This is a genomic window from Streptomyces capoamus (assembly GCF_014654935.1).
GTDB classification, from domain to species: domain Bacteria; phylum Actinomycetota; class Actinomycetes; order Streptomycetales; family Streptomycetaceae; genus Streptomyces; species Streptomyces capoamus.
The window spans coordinates 10597-32273 of record NZ_BNBF01000020.1; the positions used below are offsets into that span (position 1 = coordinate 10597).

The 21677-nt window shown below is 73.3% G+C and carries 23 protein-coding genes; 17 read left to right on the top strand and 6 right to left on the bottom strand.

Annotation, left to right across the window (positions count from 1 at the left end; all coding sequences use genetic code 11):
- Both IE312_RS27345 and IE312_RS27350 read left to right on the top strand, forming a co-directional pair.
- On the top strand, positions 1-868 hold an 868-nt coding region (locus IE312_RS27345), incomplete at its 5' end, for a S8 family serine peptidase (RefSeq protein WP_229900503.1).
- Between the two features lie 112 nt (positions 869-980).
- The gene (locus IE312_RS27350; RefSeq protein ID WP_189985101.1) at positions 981-1712 is read left to right on the top strand and encodes an SseB family protein; all 732 of its coding nucleotides are present in this window, start codon (positions 981-983) and stop codon (positions 1710-1712) included.
- Between the two features lie 10 nt (positions 1713-1722).
- Here the strand turns inward: IE312_RS27350 and IE312_RS27355 are convergent, their stop codons facing one another.
- Positions 1723-2097, bottom strand: coding sequence for a DUF1844 domain-containing protein (locus IE312_RS27355; protein ID WP_189984980.1), 375 nt, complete (start codon positions 2095-2097; stop codon positions 1723-1725).
- Between the two features lie 339 nt (positions 2098-2436).
- Here IE312_RS27355 and infC point away from each other — a divergent pair, with 339 nt between their 5' ends.
- From infC to IE312_RS27405, 10 genes are all read left to right on the top strand, one after another.
- The gene (infC, locus tag IE312_RS27360; RefSeq protein WP_189300275.1) at positions 2437-3126 is read left to right on the top strand and encodes a translation initiation factor IF-3; all 690 of its coding nucleotides are present in this window, start codon (positions 2437-2439) and stop codon (positions 3124-3126) included.
- Between the two features lie 112 nt (positions 3127-3238).
- Positions 3239-3433, top strand: coding sequence for a 50S ribosomal protein L35 (gene rpmI, locus IE312_RS27365; protein ID WP_004933563.1), 195 nt, complete (start codon positions 3239-3241; stop codon positions 3431-3433).
- Between the two features lie 101 nt (positions 3434-3534).
- Complete coding sequence (rplT, locus tag IE312_RS27370) at positions 3535-3918, top strand: 50S ribosomal protein L20 (protein WP_065002829.1); 384 nt, start codon at positions 3535-3537, stop codon at positions 3916-3918.
- A 195-nt stretch (positions 3919-4113) separates the two neighbouring features.
- Positions 4114-4974 carry a TrmH family RNA methyltransferase gene (locus IE312_RS27375; protein WP_189985102.1) on the top strand — a complete coding sequence of 287 codons (861 nt, stop codon included), beginning with the start codon at positions 4114-4116 and terminating at the stop codon, positions 4972-4974.
- Positions 4975-5024: 50 nt separating this feature from the next.
- On the top strand, positions 5025-6161 hold the full coding sequence (locus tag IE312_RS27380) for a sensor histidine kinase (RefSeq protein WP_189984981.1): 1137 nt from the start codon (positions 5025-5027) through the stop codon (positions 6159-6161).
- Positions 6162-6286: 125 nt separating this feature from the next.
- The gene (pheS, locus tag IE312_RS27385; protein ID WP_189984982.1) at positions 6287-7408 is read left to right on the top strand and encodes a phenylalanine--tRNA ligase subunit alpha; all 1122 of its coding nucleotides are present in this window, start codon (positions 6287-6289) and stop codon (positions 7406-7408) included.
- Entirely contained in the window at positions 7408-9921 is a 2514-nt protein-coding gene (gene pheT / locus IE312_RS27390) for a phenylalanine--tRNA ligase subunit beta (RefSeq protein WP_189984983.1), read from the top strand. The genes pheS and pheT overlap by 1 nt, the downstream gene beginning before the upstream one ends.
- Before the next feature lie 184 nt (positions 9922-10105).
- The gene (locus IE312_RS27395; RefSeq protein WP_189984984.1) at positions 10106-11173 is read left to right on the top strand and encodes a PP2C family protein-serine/threonine phosphatase; all 1068 of its coding nucleotides are present in this window, start codon (positions 10106-10108) and stop codon (positions 11171-11173) included.
- 206 nt (positions 11174-11379) lie between these two features.
- Positions 11380-12720, top strand: coding sequence for an NsdA family TPR-like regulatory protein (locus IE312_RS27400; protein ID WP_189984985.1), 1341 nt, complete (start codon positions 11380-11382; stop codon positions 12718-12720).
- A 65-nt stretch (positions 12721-12785) separates the two neighbouring features.
- Positions 12786-13322 (top strand): NUDIX hydrolase, encoded by a 537-nt coding sequence (locus IE312_RS27405; protein ID WP_189984986.1) that lies wholly within the window; start codon positions 12786-12788, stop codon positions 13320-13322.
- A gap of 41 nt (positions 13323-13363) precedes the next feature.
- On the opposite strand, the gene IE312_RS27410 is transcribed toward IE312_RS27405, so the two are convergent.
- Together IE312_RS27410 and IE312_RS27415 are read right to left on the bottom strand one after the other, a co-directional pair.
- The gene (locus tag IE312_RS27410; RefSeq protein WP_189984987.1) at positions 13364-13624 is read right to left on the bottom strand and encodes a hypothetical protein; all 261 of its coding nucleotides are present in this window, start codon (positions 13622-13624) and stop codon (positions 13364-13366) included.
- A 195-nt stretch (positions 13625-13819) separates the two neighbouring features.
- Complete coding sequence (locus IE312_RS27415) at positions 13820-14680, bottom strand: 3-hydroxybutyryl-CoA dehydrogenase (protein ID WP_189984988.1); 861 nt, start codon at positions 14678-14680, stop codon at positions 13820-13822.
- A 171-nt stretch (positions 14681-14851) separates the two neighbouring features.
- Here IE312_RS27415 and IE312_RS27420 point away from each other — a divergent pair, with 171 nt between their 5' ends.
- Positions 14852-16111 carry a glycoside hydrolase family 10-like protein gene (locus tag IE312_RS27420; protein WP_189984989.1) on the top strand — a complete coding sequence of 420 codons (1260 nt, stop codon included), beginning with the start codon at positions 14852-14854 and terminating at the stop codon, positions 16109-16111.
- On the opposite strand, the gene IE312_RS27425 is transcribed toward IE312_RS27420, so the two are convergent.
- Entirely contained in the window at positions 16112-16309 is a 198-nt protein-coding gene (locus tag IE312_RS27425; RefSeq protein ID WP_189984990.1) for a DUF1918 domain-containing protein, read from the bottom strand.
- A 19-nt stretch (positions 16310-16328) separates the two neighbouring features.
- Positions 16329-17258 (bottom strand): DMT family transporter, encoded by a 930-nt coding sequence (locus IE312_RS27430; protein WP_189984991.1) that lies wholly within the window; start codon positions 17256-17258, stop codon positions 16329-16331.
- Here IE312_RS27430 and IE312_RS27435 point away from each other — a divergent pair.
- The 3 genes from IE312_RS27435 to IE312_RS27445 all read left to right on the top strand — a co-directional run bounded on the left by IE312_RS27435 (position 17257) and on the right by IE312_RS27445 (position 19842).
- Complete coding sequence (locus tag IE312_RS27435; RefSeq protein ID WP_189984992.1) at positions 17257-18723, top strand: aminotransferase-like domain-containing protein; 1467 nt, start codon at positions 17257-17259, stop codon at positions 18721-18723. The genes IE312_RS27430 and IE312_RS27435 overlap by 2 nt on opposite strands.
- Before the next feature lie 11 nt (positions 18724-18734).
- Entirely contained in the window at positions 18735-19175 is a 441-nt protein-coding gene (locus IE312_RS27440; RefSeq protein WP_189984993.1) for a GNAT family N-acetyltransferase, read from the top strand.
- A 73-nt stretch (positions 19176-19248) separates the two neighbouring features.
- The gene (locus IE312_RS27445; protein ID WP_189984994.1) at positions 19249-19842 is read left to right on the top strand and encodes a histidine phosphatase family protein; all 594 of its coding nucleotides are present in this window, start codon (positions 19249-19251) and stop codon (positions 19840-19842) included.
- On the opposite strand, the gene IE312_RS27450 is transcribed toward IE312_RS27445, so the two are convergent.
- On the bottom strand, positions 19824-20294 hold the full coding sequence (locus IE312_RS27450) for a DUF6314 family protein (protein ID WP_189984995.1): 471 nt from the start codon (positions 20292-20294) through the stop codon (positions 19824-19826). The two genes, IE312_RS27445 and IE312_RS27450, sit on opposite strands and share 19 nt — an antisense overlap.
- Positions 20295-20452: 158 nt before the next feature.
- Here IE312_RS27450 and IE312_RS42070 point away from each other — a divergent pair.
- Positions 20453-21677, top strand: a 1225-nt coding sequence (locus IE312_RS42070; RefSeq protein ID WP_229900504.1) for an alpha-L-arabinofuranosidase family protein, incomplete at its 3' end; no start/stop codon positions are given.

A 21677-nucleotide genomic window follows, 5' to 3' on the forward strand; every position in this document is an offset into this window, starting at 1 on the left:
CATGGCCGGGATCATCGCCGGGCACGGCCACGGCACCGGAGGCAGCGAGGGCGTCATGGGCGTCGCCCCGGAGGCGAAGGTGCTGCCGGTCCGGGTGATCCTGGAGGACGGCGACCCGGCCCGCGCCAAGGCCCGCACCACCCGTGGCAACGCCCTCGCCGACGGCATCCGCTGGGCCGCCGACCACGGCGCCGACGTCATCAACCTCTCCCTCGGCGACGACTCGAACTCCGCCCATCCCGAACCCGGCGAGGACGAGGCGGTGCAGTACGCCCTGGGGAAGGGCGTGGTCGTGGTCGCCTCCGCGGGCAACGGCGGCGACAAGGGCGACCACGTCTCCTACCCGGCCGCCTACCCGGGCGTCATCGCCGCCACCGCCGTGGACAAGTACGGCACCCGCGCCGCCTTCTCCACCCGCCGCTGGTACGCCGCCGTCAGCGCGCCCGGCGTCGACGTCGTCATCGCCGACCCCGACCACAGGTACTACGCCGGCTGGGGCACGAGCGCCGCCTCCGCCTTCGTCTCCGGCGCGGCGGCCCTGATCAGGTCGGCCCACCCGGACCTGGCCCCGGCCCAGATCAAGAAGCTCCTGGAGGACACCGCGCGGGACGCCCCGGTGGGCGGCCGGGACGACTCCCGCGGCTTCGGCATGATCGACCCGGCGGCGGCCCTGAAGGCCGCCGCCCGCCTGCGGCCCCGGGGCCTGCGCGCCGCGTCGTACGGCAAGGAGTACTTCGGCTCGGGCCCGGACACCGCCGGGGCCGCGAACGGACCGGCCGGCTGGGCGGCCCCGCTCGCCGGCGGCGCCGGCGGGGTCCTCCTGGTGGCCGGGGTGGTCCTGTGGCGCGGCCGCCGGCGGCCGGGCTGACGCCCTCGACCCGCTGCCCGGCGATGTACCCGGCACGGCACCGGCCGGCGCCGGCCCCGTGGGTCCGGCCGGCCGGAGGAGGGGTGCGGTGGAAGCTATAGGGTCGGTGACCGTGGCGAACAAGAACATCCCCGACCCCGGCTTCTCCGACGACGACGGCTCCGCCGACCCCCGGCTGAGCGCCGCGCTCGCCGCCTGGGCCGAGGACCGCGGCGCCCTCGGGCCCGTCCTGGAGGCGCTCAGGGGCGCCCGCCTGCTGGTCCCCGTCGTCGCCGTGCTCGGCGAGGTCGAGGAGGACGAGAACGGGCTGCGCCGCGAGAAGACCAGCGACATGGCCGTGCCCACCCTGAAGGCGGGCGGCCGCACCGCGCTGCCCGCCTTCACCTCCACGGAGTCGCTGGCCCGCTGGGACCCGGCCGCCCGGCCCGTGGCCGTACCCCTGCACCAGGCGCTCCAGGCGGCCGCGCACGAGAAGGCCGACACGGTCGTGCTCGACCTCGCCGGACCCGTGCCCTTCGAGCTGACCGGCCCGGCACTGCTCGCCCTCGCCGAGGGCCGCACCAGCACCGACCCGCTCGCCGACCCCGCCGTGGTGACGGCCGTCCGTACGGCGGTGGCGGCGGAGCCGGCCGTGCTGCGCGCCCACCTCGGGCCGGGGCGGGCCGACGGCACCCTCGCCCTCGTCCTCGACCCGGCCGCGCCGCCCGCGGAGGCCGCCCGCGCGGTCGCCGAGCGGCTGGCCGCCGACGAGACACTGCGGGCCCGCCTGGTGCGCGGCCTCGACCTGGCACTGCTGCCGGCCGGGACCACGCCTCCGGGCGAGCCCTTGTACGTGAAGGAGTGAGGGGGACGGGTCAGCCGTAGACGGGCCCGGTGTACTTCTCGCCCGGGCCCTGGCCCGGCTCGTCCGGGACGACCGACGCCTCGCGGAAGGCCAGCTGCAGCGACTTCAGACCGTCGCGCAGCGGGGCCGCGTGGAAGGAGCTGATCTCGGTCGCGCTCGCGTCCAGCAGCCCGGCGAGCCCGGTGATCAGCTTGCGGGCCTCGTCGAGGTCCTTGTACTTCTCGCCCTCCTCGCTCAGCCCGAGCTTCACGGCGGCGGCGCTCATCAGGTTGACGGCGACCGTCACGATCACCTCGACGGCGGGGACCTCGGCGATGTCCCGGGTCATCGCGTCGAAGTCGGGGACCTCGGAAGACTCAGCGGGCTCGGCAGGGGTGTCACTCATGTCCCACACCATAGGTGGTCGCGACCGGCGCCCCTCAATTAGCCCTCGTCCGGCGATGCTGCTAATCTGAAGGACGACCGGCCGGACCTGTGTGTCCGGCCCACAAGTGGAGGCTCCGATCTCCCACCTGACCGTCCCCCGGACGGCGGGTCACCCGGTCAGGCGGCCGCCATCGTTCCGTACGGACGATGGAGTCGCCCGAAAGCGCGCCCCGCGGCATCGCGGCGGTGTTCCGGTAGTGCTTGGAGCCCCGCCTGTGATCGTCCGGGGCATTTTTTGTGCTTCGGCGCGGTTAGGTCTCACGAAAAGAGACGTTACGCGGCTGTCCGCCAGACCGCCGTGTGGTGCTACCGAGGAGGATCCATCAGCGCCGAGCCCCGCATCAACGACCGGATTCGCGTTCCCGAGGTGCGACTTGTCGGTCCCAGTGGCGAGCAGGTGGGCATCGTCCCGCTCGCTAAGGCACTGGAGCTTGCGCAGGAGTACGACCTGGACCTGGTCGAGGTCGCGGCGAACGCCCGTCCGCCCGTGTGCAAGCTCATGGACTACGGGAAGTTCAAGTACGAGTCGGCCATGAAGGCCCGTGAGGCGCGCAAGAACCAGGCGCACACGGTCATCAAGGAGATGAAGCTCCGGCCGAAGATCGACCCGCACGACTATGACACCAAGAAGGGTCACGTCGTCCGGTTCCTCAAGCAGGGCGACAAGGTCAAGATCACGATCATGTTCCGTGGCCGTGAGCAGTCCCGCCCCGAGCTGGGCTACCGACTGCTGCAGCGGCTGGCGGAGGACGTCCAGGACCTCGGCTTCGTGGAGTCGAACCCGAAGCAGGACGGCCGAAACATGATCATGGTCCTCGGTCCGCACAAGAAGAAGACCGAGGCGATGGCCGAGGCCCGTCAGGCGCAGGAGGCCCGCAAGGCCGAGGCGAAGGCGAACCCCGGCAAGTCGCAGAACGCCGCGGACCCGGACGCCGTGAACGCCGAGGGCCGCGACGAGACCCCTGCCGAGGCTTCCGCCGAGGCGTGATCCCGGGGGACCCACGTCCCCGAGGATGTAACCGAAAGAAGAGCGACGCTCCACCGTGCCCGGTTCTCACGACCGGGCACCGGAGCGCCACCGACGAGGAGAGAACGGCGCTATGCCGAAGAACAAGTCGCACAGCGGTGCCAGCAAGCGCTTCAAGGTCACCGGCTCCGGCAAGGTGCTCCGCGAGCGCGCCGGCAAGCGCCACCTGCTCGAGCACAAGTCGTCCCGCGTCACGCGCCGCCTCACCGGCAACGCCGAGATGGCCCCGGGCGACGCCGCGAAGATCAAGAAGCTTCTCGGCAAGTGACGCGCCGGCGCCGCCTGAGCAGCGCCGCACGTCTGGACCGGGACCGAATCGTTTCCGGGTCGTGTGAAGACCACCACGACCCCGCTACAAGGAGTTAACAAGTGGCACGCGTCAAGCGGGCAGTCAACGCCCACAAGAAGCGCCGGGCGATCCTCGAGCAGGCCTCCGGCTACCGCGGTCAGCGTTCGCGCCTGTACCGCAAGGCCAAGGAGCAGGTCACCCACTCGCTGGTCTACAACTACAACGACCGCAAGAAGCGCAAGGGCGACTTCCGTCAGCTGTGGATCCAGCGCATCAACGCCGCTGCCCGCGCCAACGGCATCACCTACAACCGCTTCATCCAGGGTCTGAAGGCCGCGAACGTCGAGGTCGACCGCAAGATCCTGGCCGAGCTGGCCGTCAACGACGCGACCGCCTTCGCGGCGCTCGTCGAGGTCGCGCAGAAGGCGCTGCCGTCGGACGTCAACGCCCCGAAGGCCGCGTGACGCCCCGCTGGCTCTGAGCCGACGTTCACCGCAGGACCCGCAGGCTGTCATGGCTTGCGGGTCCTGTTGTTGGGGGCTCGCGCTCGTTCTCGGCTGCGGGTGCGTCGTGGCTGGCCGCGTAGTTCCCCGCGCCCCTCGGGGGGCGTTCCGCCCGCCGTGCCGGACAAGAAGACTCTCCTGAAAGTGACGAAGAGGATGGCCCCCGTCAGCCCCGAGCTGATCTCCCCCCGGTCCGCCCGTGTCGCCGCCGCCCGGCGGCTCGCCAAGCGGAACTTCCGGGGCAAGGACCGCCTGTTCCTGGCCGAAGGGCCGCAGGCCGTGCGGGAGGCCGCCGGGCACCGGACCGGGGGACAGGCGACACTGGTCGAGGTGTTCGCCACGGTCGAGGCCGCGGAGCGGTACGCCGACATCATCGGCGCGGCCCGCACCGCCGGCGCCCGGGTCCACCTGGCCTCCGAAGAGGTCATCGCGGACATCTCCACCACCGTCACCCCGCAGGGGCTGGTCGGGGTCTGCCGGTTCCTGGACACCCCCTTCGAGGAGATCCTCGCCGCCCGGCCCAGGCTGGTCGCCGTCCTGGCGCATGTACGGGACCCCGGCAACGCCGGCACCGTGCTGCGCTGCGCCGACGCCGCCGGCGCCGAGGCCGTGGTCCTCACCGACGCCTCCGTCGACCTGTACAACCCCAAGGCCGTCCGCGCCTCCGTCGGCTCCCACTTCCACCTGCCCGTCGCCGTCGGCGTACCCGTCGAGCGGGCCGTGGCCGCACTGCAGGAGACCGGGGTGCGCATCCTCGCCGCCGACGGGGCCGGCGACCGCGACCTGGACGAGGAACTCGACAAGGGCACCATGGGCGGCCCCACCGCCTGGGTGTTCGGCAACGAGGCCTGGGGGCTGCCCGAGGAGACCCGCTCCCTCGCCGACGCCGTCGTACGCGTCCCCATCCACGGAAAGGCCGAGAGCCTGAACCTCGCCACCGCCGCCGCCGTATGTCTCTACGCGTCGGCCCGTGCACAGCGCGCCTCCGGAGGGTGCCGCTCCGTCACCGAGAGCTAGTAGGGTGACCAGCGCGGGGCCCTGCGCCGTCTGAGAGGTGGGGTACGGGGATGAGTGTGGCCGGCACGAGCACCGCGCCGGAGGGCCGGGACGCGCGGCGCGCGCCCGCGCCCCGGCACGCCGGCGACGGCCCCGCCGTCGATCCCGACCAGCTGCCCGACGGCCTCGTCGTCGCCGACGAACACGGCCGGGTGACCTGCTTCAACGCCGCCGCCGCGCGCATCACCGCCCGCCGGGCCGCCGACGCCCTGGGGCAGTCGCTGGAGAAGGCGCTGCCCCTGGAGGACCTGGAGGGGCGCCGCTGGTGGCAGCTCACCGACCCCTACGGCGGACTCGCCATCCGGGTCCGGCAGCCGGAGCGCAACCTGCTGCTGCCGGGCGGCCGGGAGGTGCTCGTCTCCGCCCGCTATGTGCGCGCCGAGCCGCTGGGGCCGGTGCGGAGCGTGGTCGTCTCCCTCCGGGACACCGAGGCGCGCCGCCGCACCGAGCGCAGCCACGCCGAACTGATCGCCACCGTCGCCCACGAGCTGCGCTCCCCGCTGACCTCGGTGAAGGGCTTCACCGCCACCCTGCTCGCCAAGTGGGAACGGTTCACCGACGACCAGAAACGGCTCATGCTGGAGACCGTCGACGCCGACGCCGACCGCGTCACCCGCCTCATCGCCGAGCTGCTCGACATCTCCCGGATCGACTCCGGGCGGCTGGAGGTGCGCCGCCAGCCCGTGGACATCGGGGCCGCCGTCTCCCGGCACATCCAGGCCTACGTGGCGGCCGGCCAGCGCGCCGAGCGCTTCCTGCTCCGCATCGAACAGCCGCTGCCCGCGCTGTGGGCCGACCCCGACAAGATCGACCAGGTGCTCAGCAACCTCATCGAAAATGCCGTGCGGCACGGCGAGGGAACCGTCACCATTGACGTCACGCCCACGCCGTCCCCGCGCGAGGGCGAGGAAACCGGCACGTCGGTCACGGTGAGCGACGAGGGGCCCGGCATCCCGGAGGAGTCCATGAACCGCGTCTTCACCCGTTTCTGGCGGGGCAGCAAGCGCGGCGGCACGGGCCTCGGGCTGTACATCGTCAAGGGCATCGTGGAAGCCCACGGCGGCACCATCACGGTCGGCCGCGCCGCCGGCGGCGGCGCCGAGTTCCGATTTACGTTGCCCGTGGCGGCCCCGGCGTATCTCGCCTGACGGCCCACGGGCGCATTCGCACACCTCCACCCCGTTAGACTCGGCCTTTGGCACCTTTGTGTCTTCACACGGCCCACCAACGGTCGCGGGGACCATCCGCCAGCCAATCGGAAGCACGGGAAGAGATGTCGGCACCGAATAAGTCGTACGACCCTGTCGAGGTCGAGGCGTTGAAACCGGAAGAGATCGAGCGCATGCGGGACGAGGCGCTCGCCGCCTTCGCCGCCGCGGACTCCCTCGACGCGCTCCACGAGGCCAAGGTCGCCCACACCGGCCCCGCCTCACCGCTGGCCCTCGCCAACCGCGAGATCGGCGCCCTGCCCCCGCACGCGAAGGCCGAGGCCGGCAAGCGCGTCGGCATGGCCCGCGGCGCCGTCAACAAGGCCCTCGCCGCCCGCCAGGCCGAACTGGAGGCCGAGCGCGACGCCCGGGTGCTGGTCGAGGAGGCGGTGGACGTCACACTGCCCTACGACCGCGTCCCGGCCGGCGCCCGGCACCCGCTGACCACGCTCTCCGAGCGCATCGAGGACATCTTCGTGGCCATGGGCTACGAGGTGGCCGAGGGTCCGCAGGTCGAGGCCGAGTGGTTCAACTTCGACGCGCTCAACATCGGCCCGGACCACCCGGCCCGCGGCGAGGCCGACACCTTCTTCGTGCAGGGCCCCGACGGCGGCACCGAGTCCGGTCTGGTGCTGCGCACGCACACCTCGCCCGTGCAGATCCGCTCGATGCTCGACCGCGAGCTGCCGGTCTACGTGATCTGCCCCGGCGTCGTCTACCGCACCGACGAGCTGGACGCCACCCACACCCCGGTCTTCCGCCAGGTCGAGCTGCTCGCCGTGGACGAGGGCCTGACCATGGCCGACCTCAAGGGCACCCTGGACCACATGGTCCAGTCCCTGTTCGGCGAGGGCATGAAGACCCGGCTGCGGCCCAACTTCTTCCCCTTCACCGAGCCGAGCGCCGAGATGGACATGCTCTGCTACGTGTGCAAGGGCGAGTCCGTCGGCAACCCCGACCGGCCCTGCCGCACCTGCTCCAGCGAGGGCTGGATCGAGCTGGGCGGCTGCGGCATGGTCAACCCGCGGGTCCTGACGGCCTGCGGCATCGACCCGGAGAAGTACAGCGGCTTCGCCTTCGGGTTCGGCATCGAGCGGATGCTGATGTTCCGCCACAACGTCGAAGACATGCGAGACATGGTCGAGGGTGACGTCCGGTTCACCCGGCCGTTCGGGATGGAGATCTGATGCGGGTCCCGCTTTCTTGGCTGCGGGAGTACGTCGACCTGCCGGCGACGGAGACCGGCCGGGACGTCCAGGCCAAGCTCATTTCGGCCGGCCTGGAGGTCGAGACCGTCGAGCAGCTCGGCGCCGACCTCAAGGGCCCGCTGGTCGTCGGCCAGGTGCTGACCATCGAGGAGCTGGAGGGCTTCAAGAAGCCGATCCGCTTCTGCACGGTCGACGTCGGCCAGGCCAACGGCACCGGCGAGCCCCAGGAGATCGTCTGCGGCGCCCGCAACTTCGCGGTCGGCGACAAGGTCGTGGTGGTCCTCCCGGGCGCCACGCTCCCCGGCGGCTTCTCCATCGCCGCCCGCAAGACCTACGGCAAGACGTCCCACGGCATGATCTGCTCCGGCGACGAGCTGGGCATGGGTGACGACGGCAGCCACGGCATCATCGTGCTGCCGCCGGAGACCGAGGTCGGCAAGGACGCCATCGAGCTGCTAGAACTGGTCGACGAGGTCCTGGACATCGCCGTCACCGCCAACCGCGGCGACTGCCTGTCCATCCGCGGTGTCGCCCGCGAAACCGCCATCGCCTACGGCCTGCCGCTGCGCGACCCCGCCCTGCTGGACGTCCCGGCCCCCAACGCCTACGGCTACCCGGTGCAGGTCGCCGACCCGTTCGGCTGCGACCGCTTCACCGCCCGTACGGTCAGCGGCCTGAGCCCCGAGGCGCGCTCCCCGATCTGGCTCCAGCGCCGGCTGCAGAAGGTCGGCATGCGCCCGATCTCGCTCGCCGTCGACGTCACGAACTACGTGATGATGGAGCTGGGCCAGCCCCTGCACGCCTACGACCGCACGCTGGTCCAGGGCGCCATCGGCGTGCGCCGGGCCGAGGAGGGCGAGAAGCTCGTCACCCTCGACGGCGTCGAGCGCACGCTGCACTCCGAGGACCTGGTCATCACCGACGAGCGCGGTCCGATCGGCCTCGCCGGTGTCATGGGCGGCGCGAACACGGAGATCGCCGACCACGAGGACGCCGGGAACGCCACGACCGACGTCGTCATCGAGGCCGCCCACTTCGACGCCGTCTCGATCGCCCGCACGGCCCGCCGCCACAAGCTGCTGTCCGAGGCGTCCCGCCGCTTCGAGCGCGGTGTCGACCCGCAGGCCGCCGCGGCCGCCGCGCAGCGCACCGTGGACCTGCTGGTGCTCCTGGCGGGGGGTACGGCGGAGGCCGGCGTCACCGAGATCGTCGCGCCCTCGGCCCCGCACACCATCACCGTCCCGGCCGACCACCCGGACAAGGTGGCGGGCGTCGAGTACGGCCGTGAGACGGTCGTCCGCCGCCTCCAGGAGGTCGGCTGCGACGTGTACGGGCAGGACGAGCTGATCGTCACCGTCCCGTCCTGGCGGCCCGACCTGGCCGACGCCAACGACCTCGCCGAGGAGGTCATCCGTCTCGAGGGCTACGAGAACCTGCCCTCCACGCTGCCCAGGCTCCCCTCGGGCCGCGGCCTCACGCACCGCCAGCGGCTGCACCGCCGGGTCGGCCGCGCGCTGGCCGGCGCGGGCTATGTCGAGGCGCCGAACTACCCGTTCGTCAGCGAGCAGGTCTTCGACCAGTTCGCCCTGGACGCCGACGACCCGGCCCGCCGGGTGGTGAAGCTGGTCAACCCGCTCAGCGACGAGGAGCCCGCGCTCCGTACGACGCTGCTGCCGGGCCTGCTCGGCGCGCTGCGGCGCAACGCGGGCCGGGGCGCCCACGACCTGGCGCTGTTCGAGACCGGGCTGGTGTTCCACCCGCGCGAGGAGCAGCGCGTCGCCACGCACCTGCCCGTCGACCGGCGGCCCACCGAGGAAGAGATCGCCGCGCTGGACGCCGCGCTGCCCGAGCAGCCGCGGCACGTGGCCGTCGTCCTGGTGGGCGCCCGCGAGCAGGCCGGCTGGTGGGGCAAGGGCCGTCCCACGGACTGGGCCGACGCCGTCGAGGCGGCGCGCACCGTCGCCCGCGAGGCCGGCGCCGAGCTGGTCGTGCGCCGGGGGCAGTACGGTCCCTGGCACCCCGGCCGCTGCGCCGAGCTGGCCGTCGTCGCCGACGGCGCCGAGCGGGTCGTGGGCCACGCGGGAGAACTGCACCCGCGGGTGGTCAAGGCCCTGGGCCTGCCCGAGCGGACCTGCGCGGCCGAGCTGGACCTGGACGCGTTGGAGGCGGTGGGCGACGGCGTTCCGCGGGCCCCGCGGATCTCGTCGTTCCCCGTCGCCACGCAGGATGTCGCCCTCGTGGTCGACCAGTTCGTGCCGCACGCCGACGTGGAGGCCGCACTGCGGGAGGGCGCGGGCGAACTCCTGGAGTCCATCCGGCTGTTCGACGTGTACGAGAACGCCGAGCAGCTGGGGGACGGGAAGAAGTCGCTGGCGTACGCGCTGCGTTTCCGTGCGAGCGACCGGACGCTGACCGTGGACGAGGCCTCGGCCGCCCGGGACGCGGCCGTCGCCCTCGCGGGCGAGCGGACCGGCGCGGTGCTGCGGGGCTAGCGCACCCGGGACCGGCTGCCCTCCCGGCAGCCGCATAAATGCGGGTCGGCTCGGGTGTCCTCACTCGTTCGGGTGGGAATTCGAGGTGATCCGGTCCTCCCGGAGCCCTGGCGTGGACAGAATCGGACCGGCCTTTCGGGGCCGGTCCGTCTGCTCTGCCAGGCCCACATGGGGGACCAGAGGCATGATCCGCATCAAGGCACGGGCGCCCACCGGGCGGGCCCTCGTCCTGCCCACCGTCTGGGGAGCGGTCGCGGTCGGCTACAAGTACGGCTGCCCGCTCGCCCAGCAGGACGGGCTCGGGGCGCGCGTCGTCACCAGCGCGGTGTTCTTCGCCGTCGGCACCGGGCTGATATTCCACGTGCGCCACGCCCTGCTGCGCGAGCTGCGGCTCGCCCGGCGGGCGGCGCGCGCCGCGCAGAACGTCGTCCTGCGCCCGCTGCCGCCGCGGCTGGACGGGATCGACGTCGCCGCCGCCCAGCTGTCCGCCGACCGGGGCGCGAGCGTCGGCGGCGACCTGTACGAGGCCATCGCCACCGAGCACGGGGTGCGGGTGGTCATGGGGGACGTGCGGGGGCACGGTCTGGCCGCCCTCGGCACCGTCGCCGCCCTCCTCGGCAGCTTCCGCGAGGCCGTGCACGACGAGCCCGAACTGGGCCGGGTGCTCCGCAGACTGGACCGCGCCCTCGCCCGCCACCTGCGCGAACGGGCGCGCGCCGAGCACCCCGCGCACGGCGCCGCCGACCTCGACAACCCGGTCGCCGAGGAGTTCGTGACCGTTCTCCTGCTGGAGATCGGCAGGGACGGCGAACTGCGCGTCCTCAACTGCGGCCACCCGTGGCCGTACGTGGTCACGGGCACCCGGGTCGAGCAGCTGGCCTGTGGGGACCCCCTGCCGCCGCTGGGACCGTTCCCGCTGCCGGCGGAGCTGGAGGCCCTGGCGGGCGGCCGGCTGCGCCCGGGGGAGTCGCTGGTGCTGTTCACGGACGGGGCGGAGGACGCGCGGGACCCGCACGGCCGGTTCTTCCCGCTGCCCGCGGCGTTGCGCGACGCCGTGCGCGACCAGCCGGTGTCACCCCAGACGGTGCTGCGCGCCCTCTTCAGGGCCCTGCTGCACCACACCGCCGGCCGGCCGGCGGACGACGTGGCCCTGCTGGTCCTGCGCAACGGCCGGACGAGAGGCGAACTCTCCTGCCCGGGGGCCCGGGGATGCCAGGCCCCCACCCACCCGCAGCCGGCACCGCACGCTTAGCCGCACCCGGGGGCCGCCCCGGCCAAGCCACCGTCGTTCGAGGGGGAGCCGGCGGCTTGGCCGGCCTCTTGCGAGGCACCTCAGTCAACCGAAGGGGCACGCTGCGCAACAGCGCGCACACGGCGCGGATCCACGCGCAGCGTTCACACCCCGTGTGAACCCGGTGGCACTACGCTGACCGCACCAGGCCACCCGGGGGGCATCCCATGCAGCCCAACACCCTTCTCGACGCCATCCTGGACGAGGCGGGCGTCTCGCACGCCGGTCTCGCCGCCCACGTCAACCAGGCGGGCCGCGGACGCGGGCTCGCGCTGCGGTACGAACACACCGCCGTCGCACGCTGGTTGAAGGGCCAGCGCCCCCGGGGCCAGGTGCCCGACCTGATCTGCGAGGTGGTGGCGGCCCGGCTCCAGCGGCCCGTCACGCTCGACGACATCGGGCTCGGCGTGCCCGGTGAGCCGAGCACCCCGCACGCCGGTTCGCTGGGCGGATTCGTGGAGCGGGCCACCGCCCTGTGGCGGTCGGACGAACAGCAGCGGCCCCATGTGCTGGGCGCTGCGGCCGTCACCGGGACCCCGGCGGTGATGCCGGTGTGGGAATGGGAGAACCCGCCCGAGGACGTGGACGTCTCCCGGGGCGGCCGGCACCCGGTCACGGCGGCCGACATCGAGATGCTGCGGGCCGCCCGGGCGCACTACGAGCAGATGTACCGCAAGGCCGGCGGCATCGCCACCCGTACGCGGATCGTCGGGTTCCTCAACAGCGAGGCCGCGCCGCTGCTGCGCGGCGGCTACACCGACGCCACCGGACGCCAACTGCACCGGGCCACCGGCGGGCTGGTGGCGATCGCGGGTATCTGCGCGTACGACTCCGACGCGCACGGACTCGCCCAGCGCTACTTCCACCAGGCGCTGCGGCTGGCGAAGGCGAGCGGGGACCGGGGACTGGGCGCGTACGTCATCGCGCTGCTGGTCAACCAGTCGCTGTTCATGCGGGAGTACCGGCAGGCCGTCGCCTTCGCCGAGGCCGCGCTGCGCGCCGCCGGCCGGCACATCACCCCGGCGCTCGCCTCCGACCTGTATGCGATGCAGGCCAAGGCGTACGCGCACCTCGGGGACAGCGGCAGCGCGCTGTCCTGCATCCGGCGGGCGGAGTCGACCGCCGAGCGGATCCGGCGCGGCCACGAGCCCGACGAGACCGGGTACGTCCAGCCGGGCCTCGTCAATGTGCAGGTGGCCGAGGCGCTGCTCAGCCTCGGGGAACTCGCCGCGGCCCGGGAGCACGCGGCGGCGGCCGTCGGCAGCCCCGCGCACGACCGGGGGCGGGTGCACCGGCTGGCCATGCTCAGCACCATCGAGCTGCGCCAGGGCAACGCCGAGAAGGCCGTGGCCACCGCCGTGCAGATGGCGGAGCAGGCGCGCGGAATGGAGTCCCAGCGGCTGCGCGACAGGCTGCGCGCGGTCCGCGAGCACCTGGTGCGCTGCGGCTCGGCCGGCACCGCCCAAGCCGCCGAACTCATCGACGGCGCGCTGCGCGTGCCCCTGTAGGCCCACTGCGGGAGCACCGTCCCTGCTGCGATATTGCCACTTACTCGGCGGAAGGTGGCAGAACCGTGCAGTGGACGAAACAGAACGAACAGACTGTGTATGCAAACCGCTGGTTCAGCGTCAATCTCGCAGATGTCGAGCTGCCGGACGGCAGGCACCTCGACCACTTCCTGATCCGGCTGCGTCCGGTGGCCGTGGCCACCGTGGTCAACACGGCCAACGAGGTGCTGCTGCTGTGGCGGCACCGCTTCATCACCGACAGCTGGGGCTGGGAACTGGCCGCGGGCGTGGTCGAGGACGGGGAGGACATCGCGAGCGCGGCGGCCAGGGAACTGGAGGAGGAGACCGGCTGGCGGCCGGGGCCCCTGCACCACCTGCTCAGCGTGGAGCCGTCCAACGGTCTCACCGACGCCCGGCACCACATCTACTGGTCCGACCGGGGCGAGTACGTCGGGCACCCCGTGGACGACTTCGAGTCGGACCGGCGGGAATGGGTCCCCCTCAAGCTCGTCCCCGACCTGATCGCCCGTGGGGAGGTCCCGGCCGCCAACATGGCGGCCGCCTTACTCCTGCTGCACCACCTCAGGCTCGCCGAGGGCTAGGAGCCGGAGGCCAGGAGGCCAGGAGGCCGGCGGGCAGGTGGCTAATGGGCCGCCAGCGCCTGCCACACCGTCACCACGAGCGCGCCGAGGGCGGTCAGCGCGGCGAGCGAGGGCAGCGGCCAGCGTGTGTGCTCCAGTGAGGTCATCCGGGAGTTCAGCTCGTCCAGTTCCTTGGCGGACTCCTCGGTACGGTGACGCAGCAGTGCCAGCCCTCCCTCGACGCGGGCATATGCCACGTCGAGGCGGCGCCGTAACTCTGCGAGTTCTCCCTGGACCACGGGATGCTCCGGATCGGCGGTCACGGGTCCGCTCCTTTCGGTGGTCGAAGTGGATGGTTCCGCATCCCTTGCATGCGCATCAAGAGTCAACTCGCCTGGTGGGCGCATGGAAAGCGTGTGTGAGCGGCATATGCGTGCCCGGCGCGCACACGGTGTGTGAAACGCGCGGGCCCGGCACCGAACTCCGGTGCCGGGCCCGCAGGACGTCGCTCTGCGTGATCAGCCGTACGTGTAGAACCCCGACCCGGCCTTCCGCCCCAGCCGGCCCGCCTCGACCATGCGCTGGAGCAGCGGGGGAGCGGCGTACAGCGGCTCCTTGTACTCGGCGTACATGCTGTTGGCGATGGAGACGATGGTGTCCAGGCCGATCAGGTCGGACAGCTTCAGCGGGCCCATCGGGTGGGCGCAGCCCATCTCCATGCCGTTGTCGATGTCCTCGCGGCTCGCGATGCCCGACTCGAACATCCGGATCGCGGACAGCAGGTAGGGCACGAGCAGCGCGTTCACCACGAAGCCGGAGCGGTCCTGGGCGCGGATGGCGTGCTTGCCGAGCACCTTCTCGGCGAAGATCTGGGCGCGGCTGAGGGTGCCCTCGGAGGTGGTGAGCGCCGGGATCAGCTCGACCAGGCTCTGCACCGGGGCCGGGTTGAAGAAGTGGATGCCGACCACGTGGTCCGGGCGGGCGGTGGCGACGGCCAGCTTCACCAGCGGGATCGAGGAGGTGTTGGAGGCCAGGATCGCGTCCGGCCGGGTCACCACCTGGTCGAGCACCTGGAAGATCTCGGTCTTCACCTGCTCGTTCTCGACGACGGCCTCGATCACCAGGTCGCGGTCGGCGAACTCGCCGAGGTCGGTGGTGAAGCTCAGCCGCGCCTGCGCGTCGTCCCGCTCCGCCTCACTGATCTTTCCGCGCTCGGCGGCCTTGGACAGGGAGGTGAACAGCCGGGTACGGCCGAACTCCAGGGCTTCGCCGGTGGTCTCGGCGACCTTCACGTCCAGACCCGCGCGGGCGCACACCTCGGCGATGCCCGCGCCCATCTGGCCGCAGCCCACGACCCCGACGCGCTCGATGTCGCTCACATCGTCCCCTTCGCTGAAGTTTCCGGCTCGCTGGCAGACCTCCGGGTTCGGCGCCTGCTCCGATCGTGCACGTTACCGTCAAGTATCGATGATCGATCGCCGGGGTGGGGGCATCCTGGACCGCGGAACGATCCGTGACCAGGCGGATCCGCAGTGTATGGGGGTGTGCCCATGGGGCGCATGTCTCGGCGGGCCTTCGCCCTGGCCGCGTTGTCCACGCTGGCCACCGCCCCGGTCGCGGCCCCGGCCGGGGGACCGGCCGTCCCGGCCCCGGGCGCGGTGCCCGGCGTCCGGCGGGGAGGGACCGCCGAGCTGCGGGGCGTGTGGGTCGCCACGGTGCTGAACCGGGACTGGCCCTCGCGTCCCGGGTTGTCGGCGAGCGCGCAGCGCGGGGAACTGCTCGCGCACCTCGACCGCGCGGTCCGCGACCGGCTCAACACGGTGGTGCTCCAGGTGCGGCCCACCGCCGACGCGCTGTGGCCGTCGCCGTACGAGCCCTGGTCCGAGTACCTCACCGGCACGCAGGGCCGCCATCCCGGCTGGGACCCGCTCGGCACGGCCGTCGCGGAGGCCCACGCCCGCGGCCTGGAGCTGCACGCCTGGTGCAACCCGTACCGGATCGCCCTCCACACCGACCCAGGCCGGCTGGCCGCCTCGCACCCGGCGCGTGCGCACCCCGACTGGGTGGTGCCCTACGGCGGCCGGCTCTACTACAACCCCGGGCTGCCCGAGGTGCGCGCCTTCGTGCAGCGGGCGATGCTCGACGCGGTCGCCCGCTACCCGGTGGACGCCCTGCACTTCGACGACTACTTCTACCCCTACCCGGTCGCCGGCCAGACCTTCGACGACGACGAGGCGTACGACCGTCACGGCGGCGCCTTCGCGACCCGGGCCGCCTGGCGGCGGGACAACATCGACCGGCTGGTGCGCGAGACGGCCGCCGGCATCCGGCGGGTCCGGCCGGGCACCCGGTTCGGCATCAGCCCCTTCGGCGTGTGGCGCAACGCGTCCACCGACGCGCGCGGCTCCGACACGCGGGCCGGCGTCGAGACGTACGACGACCTGTACGCGGACACCCGGAAGTGGGTCCGCGACCACTGGATCGACTACATCGTCCCGCAGCTCTACTGGCACATCGGCCACCCCACCGCCGACTACGCCCGGCTCGTGGCCTGGTGGGCGGGGGTCGCCCGGGGGACGGGGACCGCGCTGTACATCGGGGAGGCGCTGTACCGCGCGGGCGCCGCGGGGGAGGACCCGGCCTGGCGGGACCCGGCCGAGCTGTCCCGCCACCTGGCCCTCGCCGCCCGGTACCCGCAGGTGGGCGGGCACGTGTTCTTCGGCGCCCGGGAGGTGGCGGAGGACCGGATCGGGGCCATGGCACGGGTGGTCGCCGACCACTACCGGCAGCCGGCGACGCCCCCTCGGTGACTACTGGTGCTGTGTGTCCCCGTGCCTGACCTGGCAGTCGGGGCCGGGGGACATGATCGCCTCGTGGCCGTCGTCGAAGCGGACGCGGTAGGGCGGATTGCCGTTCTCGCCCATCACTTCGACGACCTCGGTGACCTGGTCGTGCTGGCCCACCACCCTGCCGTGCTGGACGAGCTTGTCGCCCTTGGCTGCGCGCATCTGCCGGCCCTCCTCACGCTCACGACCGCTGGGTGACGGCGATGCACACGAGCACGGCCACGGCGGTCAGGGGAGCGGCCACCGTGAAGTGCTCGCCCAGCAGCAGCGCCGACCACACCAGTGTGAGCAGGGGCTGGGCCAACTGCAACTGACTGGCGCGCGGGATCCCGATGGCCGCCATCCCCCGGTACCAGACGAGCAGCCCGAAGAACGTCGAACCGACCGCCACCCACACCAGGCCCAGCACCCCGTGCACGCTCGGGTGCACCGGCTCGTACGACAGCGCCACCGCCGCGGCCGGCGCGGTCAGCGGCAGGCACAGCACCAGCGCCCAGCCGATGACCTGCCAGCCCGGCATGACCCGGGCGAGCCGGCCGCCCTCGGTGTACCCGGCCGCGCACACCAGCAGCGCCGCGCAGAGGTACCCGTCGGCGGCGGTGAGCGCGCCGCCGCTCTGCGCCACGGTGAAGGCGAGCACGGCGGCGGCGCCCGTGAGGGCGGCCGCCCAGAACCGGCGGGACGGCCGGACGCCGGTGCGCAGGGCGGAGACGACGGCGGTGGTCAGCGGCAGCAGCCCCACCACGACCGCCGCGTGGGCGGTGGTCGAGGTCCGCAGGGCGAGCGTGGTCAGCATGGGGAAGCCCAGCACCACGCCGGCGGCGACCACGGCGAGGCCGGCCAGCTGGCGCCGCGCCGGGAGCGGGACGCGCAGGGCGAGCAGGCAGCCCCCGGCGACCAGGGCGGCGAGCACCCCGCGCACCGCCACCAGCGACCACGGGCCGAAGCTCTCCAGGCCCCAGGCGGTCGAGGGGAAGGTGAGCGAGAAGGCGACCACGCCGAGGGCGGCCTGGGCGGTGCCCAGCCCCCGGAGCTCCCGGTGAGCGGTGGCCGCCGTCGGTGCTACCTGTGCTATCGACCTGGCGGTAGTAGCGCTACTCTGTGTTTTCATGCAACAGCGTAGCAGTGTGGGTGAACTGGCAGAACAGCTCCGCAAGGAGCTCGACCGCTACTCTCCTGGTGGAAAGCTCCCGTCGAGTCGGGCGCTGGTCGAGCGGTTCCGAGTCAGCCCGGTGACCGTCTCCCGGGCGCTCGCCCAGCTCGCCGCCGAGGGACTGGTGGTCACCCGGCCGGGCGCCGGCGTCTTCCGGGCCCGGCCGCGCACCCCGGAGCCCCCCGCCGGCGACACCTCCTGGCAGGAGGTCGCGCTGAGCGCCGACGGCACCGCCGACCGCGTACCGCGCACGGTGGACGCCTCCGGTGTCACCGTCTCGCTGGCCGCGCCGCCGCCCGGGGTGCTGGAGTTCAACGGCGGCTATCCGCACCCCTGCCTGCAGCCGGAGCGGGCCATGGCCGCGGCGCTCGCCCGCGCCGGCCGGCGGCCCGGAGCCTGGGGCAGACCGCCGCTGGAGGGACTGCCGGAGCTGCGGGAGTGGTTCGCCCGCGGCATCGGCGGCGCCGTCACCGCGGCCGAGGTGCTGATCGCGGCGGGCGGCCAGGCCGCGCTGGCCACCGCCCTGCGCGCCCTCGCCCCGCCGGGCGCCCCCGTGCTCGTGGAATCGCCCACCTATCCGGGCATGCTGGCCCTCGCCCGCGCGGCCGGCCTGCGGCCCGTCCCGGTGCCGGTGGACCCCGACGGGGTGCGGCCCGATCTGCTCGCCGACGCCTTCCACGCCACCGGCGCCCGGGTCTTCGTCTGCCAGCCGCTGTTCCAGAACCCCACCGGTGCCGTGCTGTCGCCCGCCCGGCGCGCCGAGGTGCTGCGCATCGCCCGCGAGGCCGGCGCGTTCGTGGTCGAGGACGACTTCGTGCGCCGGCTCGTGCACGCCGACGCGGGCCCGCTGCCCCGCCCGCTGGCCGCCGACGACCCGGACGGTGTCGTCGTTTACGTCGGCTCGCTGACCAAGGCGACCTCGCCCAGCTTCCGGGTGAGCGCCCTGGCCGCGCACGGGCCGGTGCTGGAACGGCTGCGCGCCATCCAGGTCGTGGACAGCTTCTTCGTGCCGCGGCCGCTGCAGGAGGCCGCCCTGGAACTCGTCGGCTCGCCGGCCTGGCCGCGCCACCTGAGGGCGCTCTCGGCCGAGCTGAAGACCCGGCGGGACGCCATGACGGGCGCCCTCGCCCGGCAGCTGCCCGAACTCGCCCTGCCGCACGTCCCGTCCGGCGGCTACCACCTGTGGCTGCGGCTGCCCGAGGGCGCGGACGAGGGCGCGCTGACCGCGGCGGCGCTGCGCGCGGGCGTCGCCCTCACCCCCGGCCGCCCCTACTTCAGCGCCGAACCCCCCGCCGGCCACGTCCGGCTGAGTTTCGCGGCGGTGGCCGGCACCGGGGAGATCGCGGAGGGCGTCCGGCGGCTGCGGGCGGCCGTCGACGAGGTCCTGGGAAATCCGCTCGCCCGGCGGCGGACGGTCCTGTGATGATCCACCCCATGAGCGACACACCGGTTCTGCCCGACGGCTACGAGTTCTCCGCCGACACCGCACGGGTCGACGCCGCCCGCGTGCACGGCTGGCTGTCGTCCGACGCGTACTGGGCGACCGGCCGCTCGCGGGAGCAGCATGAGCGGGCGATGGCGCACTCGCTGAACTTCGGGGTCTACGACACCGCCTCGGGCGAGCAGGTGGCGTACGCGCGCGTGGTCACCGACCAGGCGCTGTTCGCCTGGCTCGCGGACGTGTACGTCGACCCGGCGGTGCGCGGCAAGGGCATCGGCACGGCCTTCGCCGGCCGCATCCGCGACCACCTCGTCCCCCTCGGGGTGCGCCGGATCCTGCTGGCCACGCGGGACGCCCACGGGGTGTACGCCAAGGCCGGCTTCCGGCCGCTGGACCGGCCGGAGCAGTGGATGGTGCACACTCCCGCCGGGTAAGCCCGCGCATACCTCTGGTAACTCACCGGTAACGGCTCTTGACCCGCACCTCCCGGCGGCTCACCATCACCGCATGCCACTGAGGGTGACGTTCGTCGCCGCCGCGTGCGGTGCCCCGCCGCCGGCGGAGCGCTTCGAGGACGACCGGCCGCTGAACCAGGCCGGCTGGGACGAGGTGCAGCGCGCCGCCGGGGAGCTGCTGCCGCTGGCGGCGGCGGAGCTGCGCTACTGCTCGCCGACCCCGCGCAGCCGGGCCACGGGCGACGCCCTGGGGTACGCCCCGCTGGTCCAGCTCGCGCTGCGGGACTGCGACATGGGCCGCTGGCGCGGGCTGACGCTGGGGGAGGCGATGGCCCGGGAGCCGGAGGCGGTGGACTTCTGGCTCGCCGACCCGCGCGCCACCCCGCACGGCGGGGAGTCCCTGCTGGCGTTCATCTCCCGGGTCGGCGGCTGGCTGGACACCCGGCCGGCGGACGACGGCGGCCGGATCGTCGCCGTGGCCGAGCCGTCCGTGATCCGGGCGGCCCTGGTGTACGCCCTGAAGGCGCCGCCGTCGAGCTACTGGAACATCGACGTCCGCCCGCTGTCCACGACCACGGTCTCCGGCCGCGCCGGCCGCTGGAACCTCCGCTTCGACGGGATCCCGGCTCAGCGTTCGCGCACGTAGTCCGTGGTCAGCACCAGGTCCTTCGCGGGGCCGCCGACCCGCCACACCGTGCGCCAGCGGTCGGCGTCCCGGACGGTGAACTCGCCCCGGTAGAAGTCGGCCGCGCAGGGGTGGCCGGCGATCCAGTGCCCGGTGGTCAGGTCCAGCTCGTGGAAGGGCCGCCCGTCGGCGAACCGCACGTCCGCCCGGCCGGGCGTGGGCCCCGGCAGGAACCGCAGGGTCCGGGTGGCCGGGCGGGCCGTCCCCTGCCAGGTGAAGGTGCCGGACTCCTCGTGCAGCAGCCCGCCGTCCGCCAGCGGCCCGAAGACGGTGGTGCCGGTGAAGTGCCCCTCGGCGCCGCCCGCCAGGTCCCGCACGGCACGCTCGACACGCCAGCGCCCGGCCAGGTGGGCCAGGACGTCCGGCACCGGCCAGTACTCCCGCGCGTCGCGGTGCGGCGTCAGCGCATCCATGGTGCGAGCTTACGGGGGCGGCGCGGCACGCCCTCATGGACGTATGCCGGTGAAGGCGTAGGTCATCCCATTGACGTGTGCACGTCCTATCCCTATCTTGCCGTTCGAAGTGCTGACCAATGTCTGATATTTCGAACACTCAGAGCCGCGGAGTATCCATGTCACGCACCACCCGCCGCAGACTCGGTCTGTCGGCGAGCGCCGTCCTGCTCGCCGCGACCGCCCTCCCCGCCCCCGCCCACGCCGAGGACACCACCGACTACACGATCACCGTCGACCCCGCCGCCCGCGGGCCGGAGATCGGCAAGGCGATGTACGGCGTCTTCTTCGAGGACATCAACCGCGCGGCCGACGGCGGCCTGTACGCCGAACTCGTGCAGAACCGGTCCTTCGAGTACTCCGCCGACGACAACGGGTCGTACACCCCGCTGACCGCGTGGACGGTCTCCGGTACCGCGCGGGTGGTCGACGACGCCGGCCGCCTCAACGACCGCAACCGCGACTACCTCGCGCTGGACGCCGGGTCCGCCGTGACCAACACCGGCTACAACACCGGCATCGCCGTGCAGGACGGCAAGAGGTACGACTTCTCGGTCTGGGCCCGCGCCGAGGCCGGCAGCGCCCTGACCGTCACCCTCCAGGACTCCGGCGGCACGCTCGCGACCGCCCGGCGGATCACCGTGAAGAAGAACGGCTGGGCCCGGTACCGGGCCTCCCTGACGGCCACCCGCACCAGCACCACCGGCCGGCTCACCGTGGCCGCCGACGCCGCGACCGGCCTGGACATGGTCTCCCTGTTCCCGCGCGACACCTACCGGCACGAGCCCAACGGCCTGCGCGAGGACCTCGCCGAGAAGGTCGCCGCCCTGCACCCGGGCTTCGTCCGCTTCCCCGGCGGCTGCCTGGTCAACACGGGCTCCATGCAGGACTACAGCGAGGCCTCCGGCTGGCAGCGCAAGCGCTCCTACCAGTGGAAGGACACCGTGGGCCCGGTCGAGACCCGCGCCACGAACGCGAACTTCTGGGGCTACAACCAGAGCTACGGCCTCGGCTACTACGAGTACTTCCGCTTCGCCGAGGACATCGGCGCCATGCCGCTGCCCGTCGTGCCGGCCCTCGTCACCGGCTGCGGCCAGAACCAGGCCGTCGCCGACGACGCCCTGCTCGAACGGCACGTCCAGGACACCCTCGACCTCATCGAGTTCGCCAACGGACCCGCCTCCTCGAAGTGGGGCAAGGTGCGCGCCGGGATGGGCCACCCCAAGCCCTTCCACCTCACCCACATCGAGGTCGGCAACGAGGAGAACCTGCCGGACGAGTTCTTCGCCCGCTTCCAGCGGTTCCGCGCGGCCGTCCGGGCGAAGTACCCGAACATACGGGTGA

Excerpts from the sequence above, each read along its gene's own strand:
- IE312_RS27355 (WP_189984980.1), bottom strand. The coding sequence starts at position 2,097 with ATGAGTGACACCCCTGCCGAGCCCGCTGAGTCTTCCGAGGTCCCCGAC.
- rpmI (WP_004933563.1), top strand. The coding sequence starts at position 3,239 with ATGCCGAAGAACAAGTCGCACAGCGGTGCCAGCAAGCGCTTCAAGGTC.
- IE312_RS27375 (WP_189985102.1), top strand. The coding sequence starts at position 4,114 with ATGGCCCCCGTCAGCCCCGAGCTGATCTCCCCCCGGTCCGCCCGTGTC.
- IE312_RS27380 (WP_189984981.1), top strand. The coding sequence starts at position 5,025 with ATGAGTGTGGCCGGCACGAGCACCGCGCCGGAGGGCCGGGACGCGCGG.
- pheS (WP_189984982.1), top strand. The coding sequence starts at position 6,287 with ATGTCGGCACCGAATAAGTCGTACGACCCTGTCGAGGTCGAGGCGTTG.
- pheT (WP_189984983.1), top strand. The coding sequence starts at position 7,408 with ATGCGGGTCCCGCTTTCTTGGCTGCGGGAGTACGTCGACCTGCCGGCG.
- IE312_RS27395 (WP_189984984.1), top strand. The coding sequence starts at position 10,106 with ATGATCCGCATCAAGGCACGGGCGCCCACCGGGCGGGCCCTCGTCCTG.
- IE312_RS27400 (WP_189984985.1), top strand. The coding sequence starts at position 11,380 with ATGCAGCCCAACACCCTTCTCGACGCCATCCTGGACGAGGCGGGCGTC.
- IE312_RS27420 (WP_189984989.1), top strand. The coding sequence starts at position 14,852 with ATGGGGCGCATGTCTCGGCGGGCCTTCGCCCTGGCCGCGTTGTCCACG.
- IE312_RS27425 (WP_189984990.1), bottom strand. The coding sequence starts at position 16,309 with ATGCGCGCAGCCAAGGGCGACAAGCTCGTCCAGCACGGCAGGGTGGTG.
- IE312_RS27435 (WP_189984992.1), top strand. The coding sequence starts at position 17,257 with ATGCAACAGCGTAGCAGTGTGGGTGAACTGGCAGAACAGCTCCGCAAG.
- IE312_RS27430 (WP_189984991.1), bottom strand. The coding sequence starts at position 17,258 with ATGAAAACACAGAGTAGCGCTACTACCGCCAGGTCGATAGCACAGGTA.
- IE312_RS27440 (WP_189984993.1), top strand. The coding sequence starts at position 18,735 with ATGAGCGACACACCGGTTCTGCCCGACGGCTACGAGTTCTCCGCCGAC.
- IE312_RS27445 (WP_189984994.1), top strand. The coding sequence starts at position 19,249 with ATGCCACTGAGGGTGACGTTCGTCGCCGCCGCGTGCGGTGCCCCGCCG.
- IE312_RS27450 (WP_189984995.1), bottom strand. The coding sequence starts at position 20,294 with ATGGATGCGCTGACGCCGCACCGCGACGCGCGGGAGTACTGGCCGGTG.